This is a genomic window from Coriobacteriia bacterium (assembly GCA_034370385.1).
Classification (GTDB): Bacteria; Actinomycetota; Coriobacteriia; order Anaerosomatales; family PHET01; genus JAXMKZ01.
The window spans coordinates 25,075-47,295 of the sequence record JAXMKZ010000024.1 but is presented as its reverse complement, the minus strand read 5'-3'; the positions used below and the strand labels follow the sequence as shown (position 1 = coordinate 47,295).

The 22,221-nt window shown below is 63.8% G+C and carries 18 protein-coding genes; 9 read left to right on the top strand and 9 right to left on the bottom strand.

Features of this window, described 5'->3' with window-relative positions:
- Positions 1–10 precede the first annotated feature (10 nt).
- The 9 genes from U1E26_05945 to U1E26_05905 form a co-directional block, all read right to left on the bottom strand.
- Positions 11–1,537, bottom strand: a complete 1,527-nt coding sequence (locus U1E26_05945) for a hypothetical protein (GenBank protein ID MDZ4169180.1) — start codon at positions 1,535–1,537, stop codon at positions 11–13.
- Between the two features lie 174 nt (positions 1,538–1,711).
- Positions 1,712–2,482, bottom strand: a complete 771-nt coding sequence (locus tag U1E26_05940) for a glycosyltransferase family 2 protein (GenBank protein ID MDZ4169179.1) — start codon at positions 2,480–2,482, stop codon at positions 1,712–1,714.
- Positions 2,479–4,803, bottom strand: a complete 2,325-nt coding sequence (locus U1E26_05935) for a glycosyltransferase (GenBank protein ID MDZ4169178.1) — start codon at positions 4,801–4,803, stop codon at positions 2,479–2,481. Before U1E26_05935 ends, U1E26_05940 begins: the two co-directional genes overlap by 4 nt.
- A gap of 57 nt (positions 4,804–4,860) precedes the next feature.
- On the bottom strand, positions 4,861–6,762 hold the full coding sequence (locus U1E26_05930) for an O-antigen ligase family protein (GenBank protein MDZ4169177.1): 1,902 nt from the start codon (positions 6,760–6,762) through the stop codon (positions 4,861–4,863).
- Positions 6,759–6,995 (bottom strand): alpha-isopropylmalate synthase regulatory domain-containing protein, encoded by a 237-nt coding sequence (locus tag U1E26_05925; protein ID MDZ4169176.1) that lies wholly within the window; start codon positions 6,993–6,995, stop codon positions 6,759–6,761. Before U1E26_05925 ends, U1E26_05930 begins: the two co-directional genes overlap by 4 nt.
- A 71-nt stretch (positions 6,996–7,066) precedes the next feature.
- Positions 7,067–9,076, bottom strand: a complete 2,010-nt coding sequence (locus U1E26_05920; GenBank protein MDZ4169175.1) for an O-antigen ligase family protein — start codon at positions 9,074–9,076, stop codon at positions 7,067–7,069.
- A gap of 57 nt (positions 9,077–9,133) precedes the next feature.
- The gene (locus U1E26_05915; protein MDZ4169174.1) at positions 9,134–11,200 is read right to left on the bottom strand and encodes an O-antigen ligase family protein; all 2,067 of its coding nucleotides are present in this window, start codon (positions 11,198–11,200) and stop codon (positions 9,134–9,136) included.
- A 207-nt stretch (positions 11,201–11,407) separates the two neighbouring features.
- Positions 11,408–11,533, bottom strand: a complete 126-nt coding sequence (locus U1E26_05910) for a hypothetical protein (GenBank protein MDZ4169173.1) — start codon at positions 11,531–11,533, stop codon at positions 11,408–11,410.
- A gap of 184 nt (positions 11,534–11,717) precedes the next feature.
- The gene (locus U1E26_05905; protein ID MDZ4169172.1) at positions 11,718–11,849 is read right to left on the bottom strand and encodes a hypothetical protein; all 132 of its coding nucleotides are present in this window, start codon (positions 11,847–11,849) and stop codon (positions 11,718–11,720) included.
- Positions 11,850–12,005: 156 nt separating this feature from the next.
- Between U1E26_05905 and U1E26_05900 the strand changes: the two genes are divergently transcribed.
- From U1E26_05900 to U1E26_05860, 9 genes are all read left to right on the top strand, one after another.
- Positions 12,006–13,004 carry an N-acetylneuraminate synthase family protein gene (locus U1E26_05900; protein MDZ4169171.1) on the top strand — a complete coding sequence of 333 codons (999 nt, stop codon included), beginning with the start codon at positions 12,006–12,008 and terminating at the stop codon, positions 13,002–13,004.
- On the top strand, positions 12,992–13,762 hold the full coding sequence (locus tag U1E26_05895; protein ID MDZ4169170.1) for an acylneuraminate cytidylyltransferase: 771 nt from the start codon (positions 12,992–12,994) through the stop codon (positions 13,760–13,762). The genes U1E26_05900 and U1E26_05895 overlap by 13 nt, the downstream gene beginning before the upstream one ends.
- A gap of 129 nt (positions 13,763–13,891) precedes the next feature.
- The gene (locus U1E26_05890; GenBank protein MDZ4169169.1) at positions 13,892–14,971 is read left to right on the top strand and encodes a polysaccharide pyruvyl transferase family protein; all 1,080 of its coding nucleotides are present in this window, start codon (positions 13,892–13,894) and stop codon (positions 14,969–14,971) included.
- 27 nt (positions 14,972–14,998) lie between these two features.
- A complete protein-coding gene (locus tag U1E26_05885; GenBank protein ID MDZ4169168.1) occupies positions 14,999–15,991 on the top strand; it encodes an N-acetylneuraminate synthase family protein in 993 nt (330 codons plus the stop codon).
- An 89-nt stretch (positions 15,992–16,080) separates the two neighbouring features.
- Positions 16,081–17,052: a hypothetical protein gene (locus U1E26_05880; GenBank protein ID MDZ4169167.1), complete on the top strand. Its 972-nt coding sequence runs from the start codon at positions 16,081–16,083 to the stop codon at positions 17,050–17,052.
- Complete coding sequence (locus U1E26_05875; GenBank protein MDZ4169166.1) at positions 17,042–18,886, top strand: hypothetical protein; 1,845 nt, start codon at positions 17,042–17,044, stop codon at positions 18,884–18,886. The genes U1E26_05880 and U1E26_05875 overlap by 11 nt, the downstream gene beginning before the upstream one ends.
- Positions 18,886–19,425, top strand: a complete 540-nt coding sequence (locus U1E26_05870; GenBank protein ID MDZ4169165.1) for an acyltransferase — start codon at positions 18,886–18,888, stop codon at positions 19,423–19,425. Before U1E26_05875 ends, U1E26_05870 begins: the two co-directional genes overlap by 1 nt.
- A 278-nt stretch (positions 19,426–19,703) precedes the next feature.
- Entirely contained in the window at positions 19,704–20,948 is a 1,245-nt protein-coding gene (locus U1E26_05865) for a glycosyltransferase family 4 protein (protein MDZ4169164.1), read from the top strand.
- Positions 20,945–22,204: a glycosyltransferase gene (locus U1E26_05860; GenBank protein MDZ4169163.1), complete on the top strand. Its 1,260-nt coding sequence runs from the start codon at positions 20,945–20,947 to the stop codon at positions 22,202–22,204. Before U1E26_05865 ends, U1E26_05860 begins: the two co-directional genes overlap by 4 nt.
- Positions 22,205–22,221: the final 17 nt, after the last annotated feature.

The following is a 22,221-nucleotide window of genomic DNA, read 5'->3' as shown; positions in this document are numbered from 1 at the left end:
GAGGATTGTATCAGGCATGAGGGCGATCAGCCCACGTCAGCAGACGTTCGATGCCAAGTGGAGACACAGCGAACAGAACGGGGACAACGATCATGCCCCAGTAGTTGATCGCGGTCCCCTTGGCGACATCCACCGCGTCGCTTCCCACGAACAGGAAGCTCAGGAGCGGAAGTGCGCAGCAAAGCCCGGCAAAGACCCGCTCTTCGGTCAGGTTCGAAGCTGCCGCGCCACTAAGCGCAAGCACTCCGAACGTCGCCGGAACAAGCGCGGTACCTCCGATGTACTCAGCGGCATAGCCCAAGCCGGCCACCAAGTTGCTCGGCCCGCCGTTGAACCACTGCGACACGCCCCCCGTGTTGGTCACGATCGCGGCAGCGGCCCCGGCATGCACCACGTATCCCGCCAGCACGACGGTGAAGCCGACCAGCCACATCACCGCACGGAACGTGCGGCGCTCAGGCGGGCCCACCAGTGCTGCCGCGATACCAGCGACAAAGAGGTACACCATCAGCTCTCGCAGCCCCGCGGCCGCGACTGCAGCCACCACCGAGAGAACCGTGAGCGCCTTCCACCGGTCCTGTCCGAACGAAACGATGGCGGCACACACCGAGACGACGGCAAAGGGTACCGCCCACGCCTCGGTCATCAACACCAGCCGCGAGGTACTGACCGACAGTGCCAGCCCATACAGGGCGGCGATAGCAGGTATGCCCAAGGTGAGTGACGTGCGGCGCGCGGACATCCACGCGATCGCACCACCCGCCGCCGAGACGAGAGCCAGGTAGCCAACTATCAGACTCCACGGTTTGCCGGGTAGGTAGTTCCACAGCAGAAACGCCGTTGGCAAGCGCACGGCCAGCACGGTGTTCGGATCACGTTGCCAGCGAATGTTCTCTTGGTAGCCTTGGCGAAACGCTTCATAGAACCCCGCGTCCTCTTGTGTCATCAGCCACAGGACGCGCCGGTAGAAGTCCTCATCGCTCCACTGCTGGCCAACAACGGGGTTCTCGCCCAGCATGTCAGCCCCGGAGCGGCCGTCCTCGGTAACGATGCGGGCGTCCAGTGTGATCACCGTTGCCCAAAGGTTCACGGTCAGGAGCCCCACGATGATCCACGGCACGATGGTCGTAACCTTCGTGCCGTAGGTCTCCACCGCCCATCGGACAACCCACGCGACGGCTGCACTGCCAAAAGCCACCATGGCGCTTTGTGCAAACGCGGTGTCGCCCACCCCCCGGGCGATGACGAACGGCTGCAGCACGAGAAGCCCCATTGTCGACGCGGCGAACGCCACTGCGGCGGCGTTGACGCGGGCCGCCGCAGTGAGCCCGGCCACTGCTCCGACCAATGCGAGCAACTGGATCAATGGCGCGTAGTACAGCAGCCCTCGCGCGACAGTGACGTACATGAGCAAGGCAACAAGCAGGCAGACAGCGTCTCGCCAGCTCGGCTTCACGTACAGGCCGGCAGGCGCGGGTTGCGCGTTGGTGACGGGCCGTTCGCCCTTCTGGGCGCGCTTCCGTTTGTTCTTTGGCACAGTAGGTCGTCACTTCCGAGTCAGACGCGCGATCGTCAAGGAGGAGCGGACTAGGTTCGCTGCTGCATCGGGCACACCATGCTGAGGCCTTGAGCAACGAGATTCTAGCAGTTGAAGCGCGGCAATCACCCCCGTGCGCATTGCCTTGCGCGCCCCGCAGTATGCCCCTGACCCCTACCCCCGAGCCCAGCCGGCCTTCCGCAGGACCCTCATCGCCGACACATTGACCAGCGAGCGCGCCATCCGCAACTGGGCGCTTGCCTTAGGCATGCCGTGCGCGATGCGCACGTCGCGGTAGTCCCGAGCCGTTGCCACAGCCAGACGCGAGCTCACACCCTCGAGGCTGTAGGTTGCAAGGGGCGCAGGCACCCTGACGGAGCGCAGCTTCTCCTCATGAAATCGAAGATAGAAGTCGTAATCTGCGGCGATTTGGTACCGCAGGTCGAACCCGCCCAGCTGCCGGCAGGCTCGTGTTGAGAAAGCACATGCCTGATGACAGACGGGCATCTCAAGCGGTAGACCCGAGGCTAGTCTGGGGCCGTGCATCGAGCTCTGCAGGTGTCTGCGTCCATCAGGCTCAAGCACGTAGGCATCGCCGTAGATCAGGTCTGCGCCGGGATTCGCCGCAGCAGCGTGGGCAACCGCCGCCAGTGCGCCGGGCTCAAGCGCGTCGTCTGCGCCCAAGACGAGTACCCAGTCGCCGCTTGCCAGCGCGAGCCCCTTGTTCATCGCATCGTAGATGCCTCGATCGGGCTCACTGACCCACTTCAGCCGCGCGCCAATGCGAGCCTGGTACGCCTCGATGGGCCCGACGGTGCCATCGGTCGAGCCACCGTCGATGACCAGGTGCTCGTGCAGGGACCCCCCTTGTTCCTCGACGGAATCGAAGGTCCGCACGATGGTCTCCGCAGCATTCAAGCATGGGGTGATCAGGCTGATCGTCATGCGCCACACTCCGCCCGCTGGCGATGGTCCCCCATCACCGCTTCAATCACGATGCGCCGCTGCTGCGCTCGCGCGGCCCACGTCGCCTCACGCTCGACGGCCGCCCTGCCGTTGGCCCCCATGCGCCGGGCCTCGCTCTCATTGGCAGCGAGGGTCGCTACTGCTCGCGCGAGCTCATCGGCTTTGCCGGGAGTGACCACGATTCCTGCATCGTAGCGCTCGATCACATCGGCAACTCCCGGGTAGTCGCTACCAATGACCGGCACGCCGCACGCCATCGACTCGTAGAGCTTGAGTGCCGAGAACCCCTGCGAACCGCGCTCCTGCGTGAACTGCGGCGATGTGGATGCAACGCTGTGCGCGATCACTCCCGCGAGCTCCTCGTACGGTAGCCGCCCAAGGTAGTGGGTGCCCTGATCGTGGTTCACGGCGCCTCTGACCACCGGTTCGCGCTCACCCGCACCCACGAACACAAGATCGACTCCGCTAGGCCACTCGCTGCTTCGCTTGGCCGCCACCAGCACCTCGATACCCTGCCACGGTGCGAACTGCCCGAAGAAGAGAGCATAACGCTCAGGTAGACCCTCCCGTCGGGGGGCGGCAGGCGTGAAGAGCTCGATGTTGGCGCCATTGGGACTCACGATCACCCGGTCGTGCCCTGTCTCCGCATTGAGCCAGCGATGCTGCGGCTCGGTACCGCAGAACACGAACCGGGCATCGCGGTACTGGGCGCGCTGCATGTGCTCGAACAGCGGCCGACCCAATCTCGCAGCGGGCCACGCGATGAACAGGTCCTCGTAGGTGCCGTTGCATTCCTGGAAGACGGGGACTCCGGCGGCTCTCGCCCAGCGCGATCCGGGGTATGCCATGGTGTGTCCGCGGACGTACAGCGCGTCGTAGAGATAGATATCGCGCTTGAGCTCGCGCTGCAACCGCCACATCTCCAGCGCACGCCCCACGGCACCCGGCGCCCCCGTCTCAGGATAGTCCGGAAACCATCGGTCGACGTTCCAGCCCGACTCCTGCCACTCGGACACGATCTCGTTGACCGCCGCCCAGCTGTCTTGGCCCTGTGTGACAGCCTGGAGGCTCAGATAGGCAACGTGAGGGTGAGGGCCCCTCGCCGCTTGACGCACCGCCGAAGCACCGCGGCCCACACACCGATACGAGCGCCAGATTCGGCCGGCGACCGACTGTATCGCGTAGCTGTCAAGCACGCGTTCCCGGGCGCGAACGCCCAGCGCGGAGCGTTCATCCGCAGGTCGCCTGAGGAACTCGATCCACGCCTGGGCGAGTGCCGCGGGGTCACCCGCCATCACGACCACGCCCGCATCGCCCACGATGAGCTCCGAGTCGCCCACAGCGGTCGCCACACACGGTGTCTCGCAGGCCATCGCCTCGATGAGGACCATGGGAAACGCCTCGCCCAGCGATGCCGAGGTCGCGACATCGAAGCCGGCCATGAGCCGCGGCGCATCCGAGCGCTGCCCCGCGAGCGTGATGCGCTCTGGTCTGCCGGTGGCGTCGCGCCAGCGGGGAAGCTGCCAGTGGTCGGGCGTGACGCCTCGGCCGACGAGCAGGAAGTGGGCATCCCCGCCCATCTCGAAGAACAACCGAACCGCCTCGAAGAACCCCTCGTGGTTCTTCTGCGGGTCCACGCGCGCCACCAGGCCGATCACCGGCAGGCTCTCAGGGATGTCGAACTCGGCACGCACCGAGGCGGCGGCTTCGGGCTGCGGGGCGAACCGCTGCGTATCGACGCCGTTGGGGACCACCACGATCTTGTGAGCGGCGTAGCCGTAGGCGACATGCGTCTTGACGGCCGCTCGGGAACACGACAGCACCACGCTGGGCAAGAACCGCGAGAACAAGCCGTTCACGCGCACCACGAGCCGAGTCATGAGGCGCACGCGAGCGGGCGACAGGTCGCTGTTGTGCAGGTGCCAGATGACGTGAGGAACTCCCGCGAGCTTCGCCGCGACACCACCCAGCAAGTCCGCGTGGTACATCCAGGTGTGCACGATAGTGGGCCTGAATCGCGCGAGGTGGCCACGCAGCTCGAACAGCGCTCGCACGCTGGGCCTACCCGCCTCCATACCCAGACCGGTGACTGGGATGCCCATAGCCTCGATGCGCTCGGCTATGGGGCCGCCGTCTATGAGCGAAAAGACGCGGATCTCAAGATCGCCGGGCGTGTGCTTGAGCAGCTCGCCCAGGAAGGTCTCGGCGCCGCCCACCTGCAGGCCGGTGATGACGACCGCGACCTTGGTGCGTGCCGAGAAGGATTCGGCGGTTGCGTCGTGAGAGACTGAGGTGAGCATGGAGCCATGATACGGCATGGCCGAGCGGGGGCCGCTACTCGCGCCTCGGTCTTGGTCTCAGGGCAAAGGCGGCGCCAAGGCCGCGAGCCGAGCCGCGCCGTCAGAGGTGTCCCCATCGAGAAGCGGCACCACGCTCCAGTGCGTGCGATCGAGAGTGGCGGCCGTCCTGGCCAGCGAGAACGCCTCCTCGACAAGCTCCTGATCTCCCAGATGCGTCCCAACGCGCAGGTGCAGTCCCGCAAGCCATGAGTGCGCAGCGTAGTCTCTGGGCGAGCGTGACAACGTGCGTTCGAACGCCGCGACCGCTTCGTCGTGGAGCCGACGAACGTCCTGTGCGGACCCACCCCCCTCTATGGCCTGAGATACAAGCGCTGAGCGGGCCTGAGCCTCTCCGCGCGCATACTTGATTGACAGGGGGTTCAGTTGCGCCGCGCGCCCGGCGAGCGCAACCGGGTCGCCCGGAGCATCACCCCAATACGCATCGCGGGACGCCATGTAGAGCGCGTCAGCTGAGATGAGCGCTCCCCCGCCCAGGATCGAGACAGCAAGAAGCGTGGCCGTCGCAACCGTGAGCACGCGTTTCGACCGGCCTTCCACAACCATACGGCGGGCGCGCGGCGCACAGAGCGCGCCCATAAGCACCCAGAACGGTACTGTCGAGGCGAGCACCGCCACGTTGAACATCATCTGAACCGCGTAGCCAACCAATCCAAGCCAGATGGCCACCTGAAGCGCGTTGGCTTGCTCGGACTCGCCCGCGACAACCGGTCTTGCCCGCCACAGACCCATACCCAGGGCCGCCGCCAACAGAAGCGCACCCACCACTCCAAGCGTCGCCGCATACTGCAACAGCCAGAAGTGCGCATTGTTCGTCGTGGACTGCTCGCCGAAAACCTCGACGAACCGATCAGGCCTGTGAAGCAGAAACGCCTCAAGGTAGTTGTCCGCGCCAAACCCCAGAACGGGCTTGTCGGCAACGGCACCCGCCGTGGTCTGTACGAGCAGGATGCGGCCCGAGCCCGTCTCGGAGAGGCTTGACCCCCACAGGCGCAAGCCCCGCGACGTGGCGACTCCGGTCACGGCGACGATGATGATGACGCCGACAAGCACTATGGACGCAGAGACAAGCCAAGCAAGTCGCGTCCGCCCCGCCCCGGCACGCCCCGCGCTCGGACTGTCAGCCTCACGCTCACCGGCAGGCCGCACCCGGCCCCGCGCCACCACCCAAAGAGCCACTGCGATCGCCAGCTGGACGACTGCCCCGAGCCAGGCGCCTTGCGAGTAGGTAGCATAGAGAGCCGCCAGTATGACCGCGCCGATTGCGGCCCAAGACCACTTCGCCAGCGTCGATGACGCGCTCGCGGCAAGCCCTCCGGCAATCGGCAGTGCGATTACGAGCACACCCGCAAGGAAGTTCGGATTACTCAGGCTGGCGAACGCCGAGCCAAGATAGAGCGTCGACCCGCTATGTAAGTAGCTGGTGGGGTCAAGGCCGATCACTTGCAGCAGCCCGTGGACCGCGAGCAAAGTCGCGCACACCGCGACCGTCGCGGCGAGCGTGCGCACGACCCGTCGCGCACGACCAACCTGCAGGCCGGCTCCGTATGCCAGCGCGTAGAGAAACATCGTGGCGACCCCTTCGAGTCGCTCCGACTGGCCAAGCCACACGAGCGTCGTGCCTGCAAAGGCCGCAGAGAGCACCGACCACAAGGCAAGCGCGCCAAGGGCAAGCAGCGTGTTGTCGACGCTCAGCGGATTGCCGCGCTCGATCATCAGCGCCAGCAGGAACCAGACCGCCGAGATGCCTATGGTTCCTGCGACGAAACGCGCTAGAGCAAGGTCATCGTAGGTGAGCGGATTAGCTCCGATGCCAAGTCCGGTGAGGTTGGTCCAAGCGAGCATGCTTGCGCAAAGCGTCGCAGCCAGCGTCCATGCGGCTGCGGTCGCGACTCGGCTCATCGCCCCTGCACCTCGTCCGCGACTTCGCGTTTCTCGGCCACAAGCAGCCGGTTGTGCGCGTTGGTGTACGCCTTCGCGCTCGCAACGATGATGTCCGAGTGAGCGCCACGTCTGGTGGAGATACCGGCGCGCACGCGAATCGTGACCTTCTCCTCGGTGTTCATCGAAGCGCCCGGCGACTGCTCGCCGTCGGGCAGGGTGGTGTCGTATATGTGGATGCGGTCAGTACCCATCTTCATGCGACCTCCGCCAGTCTGTGGCAATCATCCAATGCGAGCCTCAGTTCAGCTCTCACGAGCACCTTTCAGGGAGAGACAGGGGTCTCTTGTCGCGCGGGGCTCGTCGCCTCAAGCGACTCGATCTTGGCCTTCAATGCAGTCGTGTCGGCCCGCGGTTCCATTTCGAGTGAACGCTGCAGATCCTCTCGGGCAGACCGTGCGTCGCCCTGCGCCGCCCGAGCCTCAGCGCGCTGAATCAGCAGAATCGGACTGTTGGGGAACCGAGCAAGCCCTCTGCTGGTCACATCAACCACGTTCGCGTAGTACGCGGAGTCCACTTCTGATCCGCCGAAGAGGTAGCTTAAAGCTAACAGTTGGTAGTCCTGATAATCCCACGGAAACTCGGAGATAGCGCTCTCAGCATACGCGAGAGCGCTATCCCAAGAAGACCTGACTGTTTCAGTCACGCCAGCTTCGGTGCGCAGAGCATCAAGCACAGAGTCTCGAGCGTTCTCTAGATGGACCTGCGTCTGGTACTTCCGATACTCGACACGGTACGGAGCCAGTCTCACAGCGTCGTTGACGGCATCTGTTCTCGTCTGGCCAATCGAGAATCGCGCCTCGAAGTATCGTAGGTCTGCGAAGATGGGAACCAGCCCGTACAAGAACAGACCGGCACAGATGGCAACTGCGACGATCGCCGTGCTGGTTCGAGTGAGTCGCTTGCTCAGAACGGCGGTGGTGGCAGATGGCGCGGCGACGATCCCGAGCGCAATCCATAGCAGGAACGTCGTCCCCGGCTCAGAGATTCCGAAGAGGAGGGTAACGAGGTAGCCGACAATCGCCCCGGTGAAACCCGCGACCACGGCATTAGCGCGTGAGCTCGCCCGCGACGCGATCACGTGGCGGCATGTATAGAGAATCCAAGCGAGACTCCCGAACAGCAGCAGCGCTCCTACGATGCCAACCGATGCGGCCAGCTGCAGGGGGTAACTGTGCGCATTGTCCGCGAAGGCGGCCAGCGGAGCTGAGAGGAAGTAGTCCGGGGTTCGATACGCGGGAAACACCAGCTGGAACGTGTCTGGACCAAAACCGAACGCGGGCCTGTCCGCGATCGCCCCCGTTGCGGCCTCCCAGAGTTTGAGGCGAGTCATCCCACTCCCGGCGGTGGGCTGGACGAGCGATGCGAGCCGGCTTGGAAGGCTTGTCACACTGTCGCCGCGCCTGTCGACGAGCGCGAACGTGGCCAACAGGATAGCCGCGCCAACCGAGAACGGGAGGTCTATCTTCCGGATGGGCCTAACACCCTGCCTGGCCAGAATCAGAGCTGCGACTCCCAGCGCGACGACGGATCCGATCCAGGCACCACGCGTGAAGGTCAACACCAAAGCCAGGATATTCAGCAGCAGCACCAGCCACCAAGTGACGCGTAGCCTGTCGCTGCGCTCAGAGGCCACAAGGGCGAACGAGACCGCCACGGAGAAGACGAGGAAGTTGCTCAACCCCCCGGGGTTTCCGTAGGTAGAGAAGGCCCTGCCGGCGAAGTCCAAGTTCTGCCACGCCACGGGATCAATGTAGAAGAACTGGATGATGCCGTAGATAGAAACCGGAGCGCTCGCTGCTACGAGCGTCATCGCGATATTGCGAACACGATGGGCGCTGCTGACGAGCTGAACCGTGAGAACGAAGACTGCCGCGTAGAGCAGGTATGTCACCAGCCCCTCACTCCGTTGGTACTGTCCGAAGAGAGAGGTTGACGGACTCACCGATAACGCCGTGACCAAAGCGAGCCAACCAAGAAGCACCGGTATGATCGCGAATGCGCGACTGGCTCGAACTCTGCCACCCTCAGCGAAGACATACCAGCTGAATGATCCCAGTGCGACGAATACCGTTGACCACAGAACGAACATCTTCGGAAGGTCGTACATGTCATAGATGACGGTGCGACCTGTGAACGGCATGGTGAAGACAGCATTCGCAAGCGGAATCAGAAACACGGCAGTCAGCAGGCTGCGCCATGCGATTCTCTCCGCGAGAGAATCGCATGGCGCAGCCTGCGCGCCCACTGTGCCGAGTCGCCTAGGGCCACTCATGCCGCGCTGTGGACGCCGTAATGCATCGGTCCGTCCTCCTCTAGGCTCCGCGGTCATCTACCACGATACAGCCGGGAGGGGTTCTCCTCGTTCGAGTGCGCCCAACGCGGCCGATATCAGCGTACCTTCAACCGCAGTGGTTTGGGCGGCCAGCAGCACGTCCATCGCCTTCTGCGTCTCGTTCTGGGCGGCGTAGAGGCGAGCGAGCTGTACCGCTGCCTCCGGCATCCTGGGTTCCAGTTCCACCAAGCTCTCGAGCTGACGCTGAGCCTCGGCGGTTCGACCCGCGCCTTCGAGCGCCTTCGCGTACTGGAGCCGCAGGGTCGGCGCGTAGCGGAATCGTTCCAGAGCCTTTTCGCTCGTTCGTATTGCATCGTCGTAGTAGGAGGGCCCGATGACGCTGCCTCCGAGGTTTAGGACGATGACTCGCAGCGCGATGAGATCCTGCTCCCATGGGGAGAAGGTCTGCGCGTCCTCGAGCATTTCCAGCGCCTGCTTGTACTCCTCCAGCACAGGCGGGGCAACCTGGCCGGTGCGTGCGCCTGCGCTCAGTCGCTGAATCGCCGGGTCGGCGTACGCAACGGCTCGCGTCACCCGGTATGTGTCGTAGTACGGAGCCAGCCTGACCGCGGTTTCAGCGGCGTCAATCCTTGCCTGCGGGTCGCCCAGCGCCTGGCCCTTCAGGTACTGATTGTCCGCGTACAGCGGAACGAAGCTCGCAACGACAAGGATCGCGCACAGTCCAACCGCGATGGCGGCCAAGGGTCGTGCGTGGGCCTTGGCCTGTAGCGGTCTCTCCCAAGCCGCCGGAGCCAGTACCAGAGCCATCGCAACCCACAGCATGAAGGTCGTCCCCGGCATCGATATGTTGGCGATGAGATTCACGAGGTACCCGGCGCCCGCCGCCCAGAAGGCCGCGAGAACGAGAAGCGTCGGATTTCCGGAACCGCGAGGGACCGCGAGCGTCTTTCGTGCGGATGTCCATGCCGCGATTCCGACCACGGCGAGGAAGAGCGCGAGTCCTATGAAGCCAGCTGTCGACAGCAGCTGCATCGGATAGCTATGAGCGTTGTCCGGGATGGCGAGATAGTCGCCCGCGCTTGCGTAACGGGGTTCGAAGTAGACGGGCGAGAAGAGTCTGAACGTGTCCAGCCCGAATCCCGTCCACGGACGATCGGCTGCCGCGGCAAGCGCAGCCCTCCACAGTCCAACGCGGGTGAACCCGCTCCCCGACTCGAACTCAAGCAGTTCACCGAGCCGAGCAAGAACGTTCGTCACCCTGTCCGAGGCTCCAAGGCTACGCACGATGCCGAGCATCAGCAGCAAGAGCGTGAGCGCCGCGAAGGGCACATCCACTTGACGTTCGATCCGTACCCTCTGGAAGACGGCATAGGCCACCATCAGCGCACAGGCGACCGCTGCACCCAGCCAGGCGCTCCTGGAGAAGGTCGCCATGAGCGCGATCGCCGCGAGCATCGCCCCCGACCAGTAGACGGCTCTCCATGCGATGCGCTTCTCCGCGAGGGCAAGAGCTATCGAGATCGGCAGCACGAACATCAACTGGCTACCAAGGATGAGGGGGTTACCAAGCGTCGAGTACGCTCGCCCCTCAAGAAACGCGGGCACGTCACGAACCCAGTCGACACCCAAGAACTGGAGCACGCCGTACGCGGAGACAATCGAACCCGACCAGAAGACCGCCAGTGCCATCTCCCGCAACCGTGAGCCCTTGTTCGCGAACTGGACGGTAAGGAAGAAGATCGCCGCGTAGATCAAGTACGTGAGCAGGCCCTCACCGCGCGTGTAGTGACCGAAGACCGAAGTCGGCGGATGAATCGAGAATGCCGTGGTCACGCTCAGCCACGCGACAAACCCCAACACCCACGGATCGAGCACCGTGCGCCGGACAGAACGTCCGTTGACAAGTGCCGCCCAGGCCCACGCTCCGAGCGCCACAAGAGTCGAGGCGCGCAGGACAAACATCTTAGCCTCGTTGTATATGTTGGCCGTGAACGCCTGCTCGAAGCCAAGCCATCCGAAATCGGTCATCGCAAGCGGCGTCAAGAAGACCGCGACCAAGAGCGCTCTCCATCCGATTATGTCGGCGACTGTTGATGCCTTCACCGGTGGCGTCGCCCTCACAGCTGCCTACCCTTCCTTGAAGACGGTCTCGACGGACTTCAGGCCCAAGCCGCGTACTCGGGACGAGCCTCGCGCGCAGCGGCCCCAGCACAAATGCCAGGGCCGCGCGCAGTCACTCCACGTTCCGGCTCCTCACGGGCGAACCAAGAATCGGGCCGCTACCACAGGCCCATCCCGGCACGCGCGAACCTACGGCACATTATGCCTGAACCAACCTGTGGCCGTCGTCGGCACGATGACCCACACGTCAGACTCCGCCTCTTCGTCGTACACGAAGTAGCCCAAGGTCGACTCCGCGGAGATCTGCGGCTTCACCGTCTCGACGTCATCGGTGAAGACGGTACACCCGCCGGCCCCACCTTGATCGCGTCCACCTTCCAGCCCGTCTCGTAGATGTCCTGGTCGTGATGTTGCCGGCCAGGCTCGTCCAATTGGCGCCCCCGTCTGTGGAGACCAAGATGTAGCCGTAGTCCCAGCCGGTCTCGATCTCGTGGAGCGACTAGAAGTCCATCACCGGCCCCGCCGGCAGCGTGCCATCGGGAGCGATCGTCAGGTACGACGTCAGTATATGGCCGTCGCTCGCGGCACGCGAGCCCCACATGTAGGTGCCGTCGTACGGCGGCAGAACCAAGATGTTTGGGCCGTGACACGTGGAGCATCACCATATAGACACCCGCCCATTGTCTACCGTAATTTGGCCTTCTTGGTACAGCTTCTCTGGTTCGACTGGGTCGACTATCATACTTTCGCCCTGCTAGTCAGATCAGTCCGAGGAGGGGATCACGCTTTGGCCGTCGAGCTGATCGCGGAACTCGCACAGGGCTATGAGGGAAGGCCGGACCTGGCGCGCAGGCTGGTGCTGAATGCGCTCACCGCGAACGCGGACGCAGTGAAACTGCAGCTCGTCCTCGCAGACGAACTCGCCACTCCTTCTCACCCCCGCTACGAGTGGTACCGCAGTCTCGAAATGGAGCAGTCCGTCTGGACCGAGCTAGCCAGCTCGGTCCATGACGCTGGGCGAAGGCTCTACTTCGACGTCTTCGGGCCTACCAGCCTCGCGACAGCGGCACAGATTGGTGCCGACGGCGTGAAGATTCACGCCTCGGACTTCCACAATAGAGAGTTAATTGGACGCGCAGTCGAATCATTCCCCCGGGTATACGTGTCGATTGGTGGGATTCGCGCAGACGAGGTCAGTGCGCTTGTTGAGGACCATGATTTCGGCGCAGACTCCCCCATCCGGCTTCTGTACGGCTTCCAATCCTTCCCGACTGCCGTTTCCGACAACAACCTGCACCGGTTTCAGCAACTCATCCTGACATTTCCCGACGTCTGGTTTGGGTTCATGGACCACAGCGACGGAAGGAGTGCTGCCGCTTGGCACATTCCGCTGATGGCAGTGGCGGTCGGAGCGGTCACGCTGGAGAAGCACATGACGCTCGAACGCGAGCTTGATCTGGTGGACAGCGCGTCCGCGCTCACGCCTGAGGAGCTCAGCCAGTTCGTTAAGGTCTTGCGCGAACTCGAGCCAGCGCTCGGCAGCGCGTCAACGGAACTGTCCGAGTCCGAGGAAGCCTACAGGCGAAAGGCGCTCAAAGTGGTCGTCGCTGCGAACCACCTGCCCGCTGGCCACGTCATAGTCCCGGCCGACGTGATGCTGAAGCGCTCGCCGGAGGACCCGCGCGGTCTCCTTCACCGTCCCCAGGAAGCCACCGGTCGTCGCCTCACGATAGACGTGGACACCGACCGTCCGATTTCGGCTGAGGACCTCTCATGCGGAGACTGATCGCCACTCTCGCCTGCCGTCTAGCCGGCAGCCGTCTCTATGGCAAGCCTTTGCAGAACCTCGATGCCGAGGCTGGCGTCCCAATACTCCAGCACCAAGTCAACTTGCTGCGCAGCCTACCTGAGGTGGCCGATGTCGTCTTAGGAATCGCTGAGGGTCGTGCCAACGATGCGCTCATCGAGTTCGCCGAACTGCAGGACCTCACCTACATCGTCGGCGATGAGCACGATGTGCTTTCCCGGCTCATCCAATGCGTGAACGCGGTCGGTGGGACAGACGCTATCAGATTGACGACCGAGTCGCCGTTCACCAACTGGGAACGCCTTGCTGACTCCTGGAGGATGCACATAGAGCATGCCAACGATGTGACGGTTCTGACCGAGGTTCCTGTCGGCTCAGGGTTCGAACTCTTCACCGTTGAAGCACTCGAGACCTCTCATCGTGAGGGCGCTCAACGCCACCGCTCCGAACTGTGCAGCCTGTACGTGCGCGAGCACCTCGATGACTTCAAGGTCCAGATACTGCTCGGCGAGGAAGACGTTCGACGCAGCGACATCCGCCTCACAGCGGACTACCCCGAGGACCTGATCGTATGCCGGACCGTCTACGGCGCGTTGCGTGCAGATGCGCCGCGGATACGTCTTGCCGACATCGTGCGGTTCCTCGACTCGCGGCAGGATCTGCACGCCTTGATCGCGCCCTATCCCAGCGGATCGACATGGGGCTCCATAGCGGCAGCCAGGGCAGAATCCTCGTGACGGCGCATCAGGGCCGCTGGCGCGGTAGAATCTGCTTCGCGGCAAGTGGGCTCCGGCTCTGGAATCCCTCGCCCGCCTGAAGTGACATGCACATCAGCTGGAGCTCACCCGTGAGCGTCGGAGGCCTGGATGACCACCCTCTTCTGCATTCGACCCAAGGGGTACAACGTCGGCAACGACGCGATCTATGCGGGGATGCAGCACTTTCTGTATGAGGCCTTTGGCGAAGTCGTTAACCTCATCTCGATTCCTGCCACCACCCGGTACGACAGCGTTGCGTACGCCGGGCTCACCGCTCGAAGCATCCACGAGATCAATCAGTACGGGCACGGCGTGATTGTTGGGGGCGGCAATCTCTACGAGAACGGCGAGCTCGACGTCAACGTCGAAGCCCTCGGAGCGCTGCAGGTGCCGCTCATGCTCTTCAGCCTGTCACGCGGACGGATATACGACCGACACGGAAAGCTGACCGACCGCACGGACGTCATGCCCGAGGGGACCGTCGCCGCTCTCAACAGGCAGGCGTCGGTCTCGCTGGCCAGGGACAACGCGACAGGCGACTACCTGCGCAGTATCGGATTCGCCGATACGATCGTGGGCGGGTGCCCGACCTGCTTCTTGAATCGCATCGAAGACCGGCTTCCCAGGCTGACCGGCAAGGACAGGGCCGACGTTCTGCTTTCGGTGAGGAATCCAGCGCTGATGAACGTTTCGCTGCGGAGGCAGTCCGAAGTCCACGATGACGTATGCAGGCTGATCGACTTCCTCCGGACGCGCGGACATGAGGATGTCCGGCTGCTGTGCCATGACCACCGCGACGTCGCGTTCGCAGCCTCCTTTGATGCGATCGACTACGTCTATACGGGCGACGTGTACTCCTATCTCGCAATGCTGCGAGCATGCAACCTGAGCGTGACGTACCGGCTGCACGCGGCGATACCGTGCCTGTCTTTCGGAGTACCAACGATCAAGATCAGCTACGACGAGCGCGCTCTCAGCCTGATGGACACCATCGGATTCGGCGAGTGGAACATCGACATGGTACAGACGAACGATATCGTCGCTGCAGTCGCGGACCGCTATGACCGCCTCGGCGAGCTTGCGGGCATCCGGGCGGCGGCTCAGCCTGCTTGGGACCGGTCGTACGCAGTTATGAGTGACGGGTTCAGGCGCTTCGCCGCGGCCGTCCGAGACTGCGCGGAACGCTAGGCACCTACAATCAGGAGGCCACCTCCCGTGTCAGTCCACATCATCGCTGAAGCAGGAACCAACCACGGCGGCGACCTCGCGACAGCCAAGCGTCTTGTCGATACCGCCGCAGCGGCAGGCGCCGACACCGTCAAGTTCCAGATCATCTACCCCGAAGGCCTCTACCTGCCCAGTTTCTATCGCAATGGTCACTACGAAGATAACGCCGTGTTCATCCAGCGAGCCGCCGCGATGCTCTCAGACGATGACTACCGCGAGCTCGCCGAGTACGGCCGCTCAAGCGGCATCCCCTTCACGGCAACCGTGTTTGACCTCCGCGGCATCGCCCTCGTCGACGAGCTGGACGTCCCCTACATCAAGACCGCCTCCTGTGATCTGAACAACTCTCGCCTCCTTGTTGCCTGCGCTGAGACTGGACGGCGAGTAGTCATCTCGACCGGCATGGCATCGCTAGGCGAGATAGAGCGAGCGGTCTCCGACGTGCTGGCCACCGGTAACACCGACGTGGTGCTCATGCACTGTGTGTCGGTGTACCCGTGTGCGCTCGAGGACATGAATCTGGGCTTCCTCGCCGCGCTGAAGCAGGAGTTCGGTCTGCCCGTGGGCCTCTCTGACCATACTGAAAGCAATCTCGCCGCCGCGGTTGCAGTTGGCGTGGGCGCGACGTGCGTCGAGAAGCACTTCACGCTTGATCGCGCGGCTCCCGGCTTCGACCACTCGTATGCAATGGAGCCCGAGGGCCTGAAGAGCTACGTTTGCGATGTGCGATCCGTCGATAGCGCCTGCACGCCCCGCGCCGAGAAGCTGCTGCCCGCCGAGGAGGAGGTCAAGCTGCGCGCCCGGCGCTCGGTGTATGCGGCGCGCGACATAGCCCAAGGCGAGACACTGGCGGAGGCCGACATCCTCGTGGTGCGACCCGAGGGCCCGCTCGCGCCCAACGAGGCGGGCGCCGTTGTGGGACGCCAACCCACGAGCGTAATCGCCAAGTACCAGCCGATAACCTGGGAAGACCTATGCTAGATTCCTCCATGCTTCCTGGGTCCGAAAGCCGACCGCAGGCGGCTGGGTCGCGAGTCGCATTCGTGTGCACCGGCACACTTGCAGACGGCTTGGGTCATCTCACCCGCACGATCGCCGTGGCTGCCGCGATGCCCAACTCTGCCGACCTTCAGATCATCGTAACAGGAGGCACAGCCGCGCGGGCCTTGCTCGAAGACGCAGGCCTGCCGCACACGGTTGTGGAGAACGCGGAACAAGCAGCCACACTGGTTCGCAAGTTCGCGCCGGGCGTGGTCGTCTTCGATCTTCTCCGCATGGGACCGAGCGACTTCGAAGCGATAGCCCGCGACGCTACCACCGTGAGCCTCTCCCCCGTCTTCGACCACTTGGGCGATGTCGATGTCCTTTTCCACCGAACATCAGTCGAGGATCCGAGCTGGCACCTCCCTCCGAGTCATCCCGAAATCCGCAGTGGGCTCGACTATGCTGTTGTTGCGGATCGCTGCGAGCGAATCCCCACCGAGATGTACCGGCAGACGCTCGCGAGAGAGTACCTGTCCGTGGCGGTATCGATGGGCGGAGCGGACGCCGCAAACAAGACCCTCGAAGTAGTACGCACGCTGCGAGAGAATGAGCGCAAGCTACTACTGTGGGTACTCCTCGGCGAGGGATACAGCCACTCGTACCACGACCTCGTTGAGAGCGCGCGTGGTGCCCGGCACGAGATCATTCTGGCGAAGACCAACGAGTCGATGTGGCACATCCTGGGAACGTGCGCCATGGGTATTCTGGCAGGTGGCACGACCACCTATCAGGCCGCGTATGCGGGGCTACCGTCGCTCAACATCCTCGAATCAGCGGACCGCCGGTTTCTCACTGACGAGCTGGTAGATGCCGGAGCGTGTCGCCGACTGGGTGACACGCTCGGCGAGTCTCTAGCCCAGCTGAACACAGCGGTCGAGCGGCTCGATTCCCAGCGTGAGGATCTTCTAGCAATGCACCTCACCTCGCGAGAGCTCATCGACGGGGAAGGCGCAAGCCGCATCGCCCGAGAGCTGATGGAGCTTGGCCATGACCGTTGAGGCCAGTGCGGCGCGAGCCGCGAAGGGCACGGTCCTGGTTGTCGGCGCTGATCCGGACTGGGATCTGGCACATCGGCTAGCCGCAGACGCCGAGCAGATCGTCTGCTTCACGCTCGAGGGACTTGTGGCACTCGGACATCAGGCGGGACACCGCGTGTCTGTGGTCGACGTAACCTACCGGATGGCGGAACTCGAAGCCGAGGGGTGGGCACTCGCGACGAATCTCATCGATCATCTCAAGGCCGATGCCCCCTGGCTTTCGCCGGAGATGCTCGCTGTCACGAAGAGGTCGGTGTTCATGTGGGTTCTCTGGCCAATCGTGCAGGCGCGCGCGCGTGCGACGGCGGTACGCCCCAGCGTCGGCGAGTGGACGGACATCAAGTCAGTCGGCGTTTCGGCACTGGACGAGCTGGCGCTTGCCGGCCCGCTTGCCGCAGTCACGCGCGATGACGACGTGGTCGCTGCGGCTACCTCGCACAACGCAGGCGCGGCCGAACGAGCGCTCGACCACGACACTCAGCGGCGAGGTGCGGACCTGCGTCTTGCTGCCGCCGCGCTGGCGGGCAGCGCCGCAGGCGGACCGCGCTGCGCTGTGCTGCTGAGTCAGCGGGTGCACCTCAGAGCGCTCAAGAGCGCGATCGCGGCGCTCTCACGCACTGGTTGGCAGCACGTACTCATCGACATGTCTGTCGAGGGCGACGTGAGAAAAGAGGCACCGGATGCCTTCGAGACGGTAGTGCACCTCAATCCCCAGACCAGTGTCCTGGGAACGCCGCACGACATCCTCGACGCGCGCGCCGCCGACGAACAAACCGCGTTGGTGATAGCACAGTGGGCGCGCTCGAGCGACCTGTCGGCGTACGCAGCCAACATCGCGTCCGGATTCGCTTGGCACCACAACGCCGTCAGCACGTGGGCGCATGCGCACGAGATTCTTCTGGGTGCAGCGTCGCCAGCCGTGTTGTTGTGTGCGAATGAGACCTCCCCCGTGATCGAGTCCGTGATTCCTCCCGCCCGGCAGCTAGGCGTCCCCACTGTCAACGTACAGCACGGCTCTATTGCCCGGACCGTGCGCCGGGCCGAGTTCGGGTTCGACGCGTTTTGCGTTTTTGGTGCAGCGCATGCCGAGATGCTCGAAGCGCTGGGTACGCCCGCAAGCGGCATCCGCGTTGTCGGCAACCCGTTCCTCGACGGACTGCCTCCCAGCACGCCGACCGCGTCAGGCGAGACGTCGGCCACCCGCGCTGTCGGCGTAAGGCATCCGCTGGTGGTCCTGTTTGCGGCACAGCACTCGGGCGGGCGGCTGACTAGCTGGGTTATCTACGAGACGCTCAAGGTCATTCTCGAGTTCCTCGAATTCGATTCCGACTGCCGGCTCGTGCTCAAGCTCCACCCGCTTGGCGCAGGACATGAGCTGGGCTACGAGATGGCGCTTGCCGAGCACCCTGATCTCGCGGTCGAGATCGTGCGCGACGCCCCGCTCTACGACCTCATCGGCGAGGCCGACTGCGTGGCGACCTATTCCTCGACCGTCGCATTCGAGACGCCGTCACTCAGGAAGCCGACCATCATCGTCAACCCGCTCGCCTCGCCCGATCCAGTCCCGCTGGTCGTGGACGGAACGGCGCTGAGCGCCTCGACCGCCGGGGAGTTCGCTGGATGCATCGACGCCATCAGAGCCGGCACCGCAGTGAACGACGAGACGTACTTGAGGGTCGAGGAGCGCTACGCCCACATGCGTGACGGGCGCGCGGGCGCTCGGGTGGCAGAGGTCTGCGGGGCCCTGAGTGACGGGGAGCACGAGGCCACGCTGCACAAGTCGGGGGGTCGCTGATGCTGGACAGCATCTTCGCGCGGATGCGGGATTCGCGCCGGAGACGGGCCGCCATGCTGATGAACAGGCAGCGCGTGGAGCGTGTCCTGAGTTCCGTCGCAACTTGCGGACCCGGCCTTCGGGTCAACGGCGACTGCGTCATCGGTGGCGGGCACAATGTACGGCTGGGCGGCAACGTGAGCTTCAATGGCATCTGGATCGACGGTGGGGGCGGCGTGACCATCGGTGACAACTTCCACTCGGCAAGCGATGTTCGCATCTTCACCGTCAACCACGACTACGACGGCGGGACAGCGCTGCCCTACGACTCCAGCGTGGTGCACAAGCCGGTAGTGATCGAAGACAACGTCTGGATTGGCTACGGGGTCATCGTCACGCCTGGGTCGATCATCCGAGAGGGCGCGGTCATCGGCGCCGGAGCTGTGGTTGCGGGCGAGATTGCCCGGTGCGGCGTTGCCGTCGGCAATCCCGCCCGAGTGGTTAAGTACCGTGACATCGAGCACTACGAACTGCTCAAGGCGCAGGGTCGGTTCCACTAGCCTGCACTGCCCCAGATCCCGGCTTGCGAATCGGTACGAACTCGGGAGACTCGAACACCATCGGGTAGACTGCTCAGGAGACTCGAACGACCACATGTTCGGGTGACTGCCCGCTTCCGGCTCAGCAACCCCTGGAGTGCGCACCACCAATGGCACGACCCTCGATTGATTTCAGGAACAAAACTCTCTGCTACGTCTCCACTGGAGCGTTCGGCGGCGTTTGGCGCACATGGAAGCAGGCGCGCACGCTCGCGGATTCTGGCGCCCGAGTGGTGATAGTGGGCTATGAGCACCTCATGCCGCAAGCGCTGCTGGACTCGGGTCACGAGATCGTCCTTGTGCCGCCACCTGAACCCGTCGTCTACGTGGCTCCCACGCCCCCAGAGATGCCCGCCGACCGCGAGCCCATCGTGTGGCGCAGTTCCACGAGTAAGAATCGGGTGGTACGAGTGCTCACCAATCGCACGGTCAATCAACTCGACTATCTCCTGAGGAGCTGGGCGAATCGGCACTCAGATGCCTATCGCGCCTATATGCAAGCCGATCGCGAGTACCACAAGAGGCTCGCACATCCGTTCCTGTACTTCGACTGGCAAGCCAACGAAGCTCTCGTGGAGGCCGTCGTCAACACGCACGCGGACATTGTTCAAGCTGTTGACCTTCCTTCCCTCGACACCGCATGGCAGGCTAGCCAACGGCTGCACAGCCGCTTGGTCTATGCCGCGCACGAGCTCTGGGTCGGGTTCGTTCGTAACCCCGACTTCAACGCACAGCCCTTCGAAGCCGCAGGCCTGTTGGCGGTGGAGCGGCGGCGCATCCACGATGCCGACCTCATCACGGTCACCAGCGACACCATGGGCGAGCGCCTCATTCAGATATACGGCATCCACAAGCCACTCACCATCCTGAACTCCCCACCTGAGCGCGTCGAAACACCTCGACCCGTCTCGGAGCCGGTCCGGCTCGTCTATCACGGCGGTCTCTCGAATGACCGCAACATCGATGGACTGATCCGCGCCGTCGCGCTCATGGGAGACCGCGTCACGCTCGACATCCACGGGTTCAGCCGAACAGTCGATCTGGGCGCGCTCGCGAACCTGGCCGAAGAGCTCGGTCTGGCAGACACCGTTCGATTCCACGGCGCGTTCGAGTACGCCGACGTCGTCGACCTTCTGAGCGGCTACGATGTCGGCGTGATGACCGCGAAGGTGATTGAAGAGAACTTCGAAGTAACGCTGCCCAACAAGGTGTTCGATTGCATGTGCGCGGGGCTCGCAGTTGCCATGTACGACTCCCCAGCCGTGCGTGCGGTGCTGGCTGAAGTGCCGTTTGGCATTACGCTCGATCCGTCATCGCCGGTGTCGATTGCGCGTGACCTCGAGCCGCTCGTCAGCGACCCTGACCGAATCGCTCAGATGAAGTCAGCCGCGGTCACTGCTGCTCACGACTACTGGTGGCCCGCGCAGGGCCAAGCGCTCGTTGACGCGTTTGCACACATCCTGAAACGGCGTCGCGTGTCATGAACCGCCCGACTTCCCCGCACGAAGCCGGGGTCCTGGCAGGAACTACGATCTGCTACGTGTCCAACGCTGACTTCTCCGGCTGGACGCGGACCTACCGTCAAGCGATCTCCTTGGCTGAGGCAGGCGCGCACGTCGTGTTCGTCGGGTGGGACCACCTGATGCCACGCGCTCTGACCGACTCACCGTACGAGGTCGTCACCGTGCCGGGCCCGAAGCTGCCGATCTACTATGCTTCGACCAGTCGTTCCGACGCGATTCGATACTTGCTCAACAATACCGTCTGCCGGTTCGCGCACGGAGCGTGGAACAGTGCCTTGGAGACGTGGCGCTATAGGTCTGCTCGGCGACGCTTCATCAACGCAATCCGCCACACCGGTGCGGACTTCGTCCAAGCAGTCGATCTTCCTCCCCTATCAGAAGCCAGTGAAGCGGCGCGCCGCATGGGGGCGAGGCTCATCTACGACAGCCATGAGTACTGGGCAGGCTTCCTCAAGAACCCGGTGTGGCATGCAGCCGCGGGCTGGGCAGAGCAACTGCTGGCGACGGAGGGTCGCGTGATAACCAAGGCCGACCTGGTGCTTGCGGTCAGCGACCCAATGGGAGACCGCATCTCGGCACGCTACGGAATCACGCATCCGCTCACGATTCTCAACTCGCCCATTGCTCGGGTCAAAGAGGTGCTGCCGACTTCCAGTCCAGTGAGGCTCGTGTTCCACGGGGGACTCTCGACCGACCGAAACATCGACGGCCTGATACGGGCGATGGCTCACCTCTCTGGGCGTGCGACCCTCGACGTCCACGGCTTCAATCGAACCACCAGCCGGGGCGAACTCGTCGAGCTCATCGAAGAGCTCGGACTGACCGGCGTCGTGCGGCTGCACGGGCCATTCGACTACTGGAATGTCATCGAGCTGCTGCGCGAGTACGATGTAGGCGTCATGGCGGCAAAGATCTCGGAGGAGAACTTCGCGGTCACACTGCCCAACAAGGTGTTCGACTACATGTGTGCGGGGCTCGCGATGGCGATGTATGACTCAGTGGGAGTACGTTCGATCCTGGATGTCGTCCCGTACGGAATCTACCTCGACTCGACCTCTCCGGAGACCATCGCGCGCGACCTCGAACCCCTCATCAACGATCCCGCGCGCATCGACCGCCTGAAGGCTGCAGCACTGAAGGCCTCACCCGAGTACTGGTGGCCGGCACAGGGACGCCGGCTGGTCGAGGAGATAGCCAGGCTTCGCGCATCCGACTGATCTACCACCAACCCCTT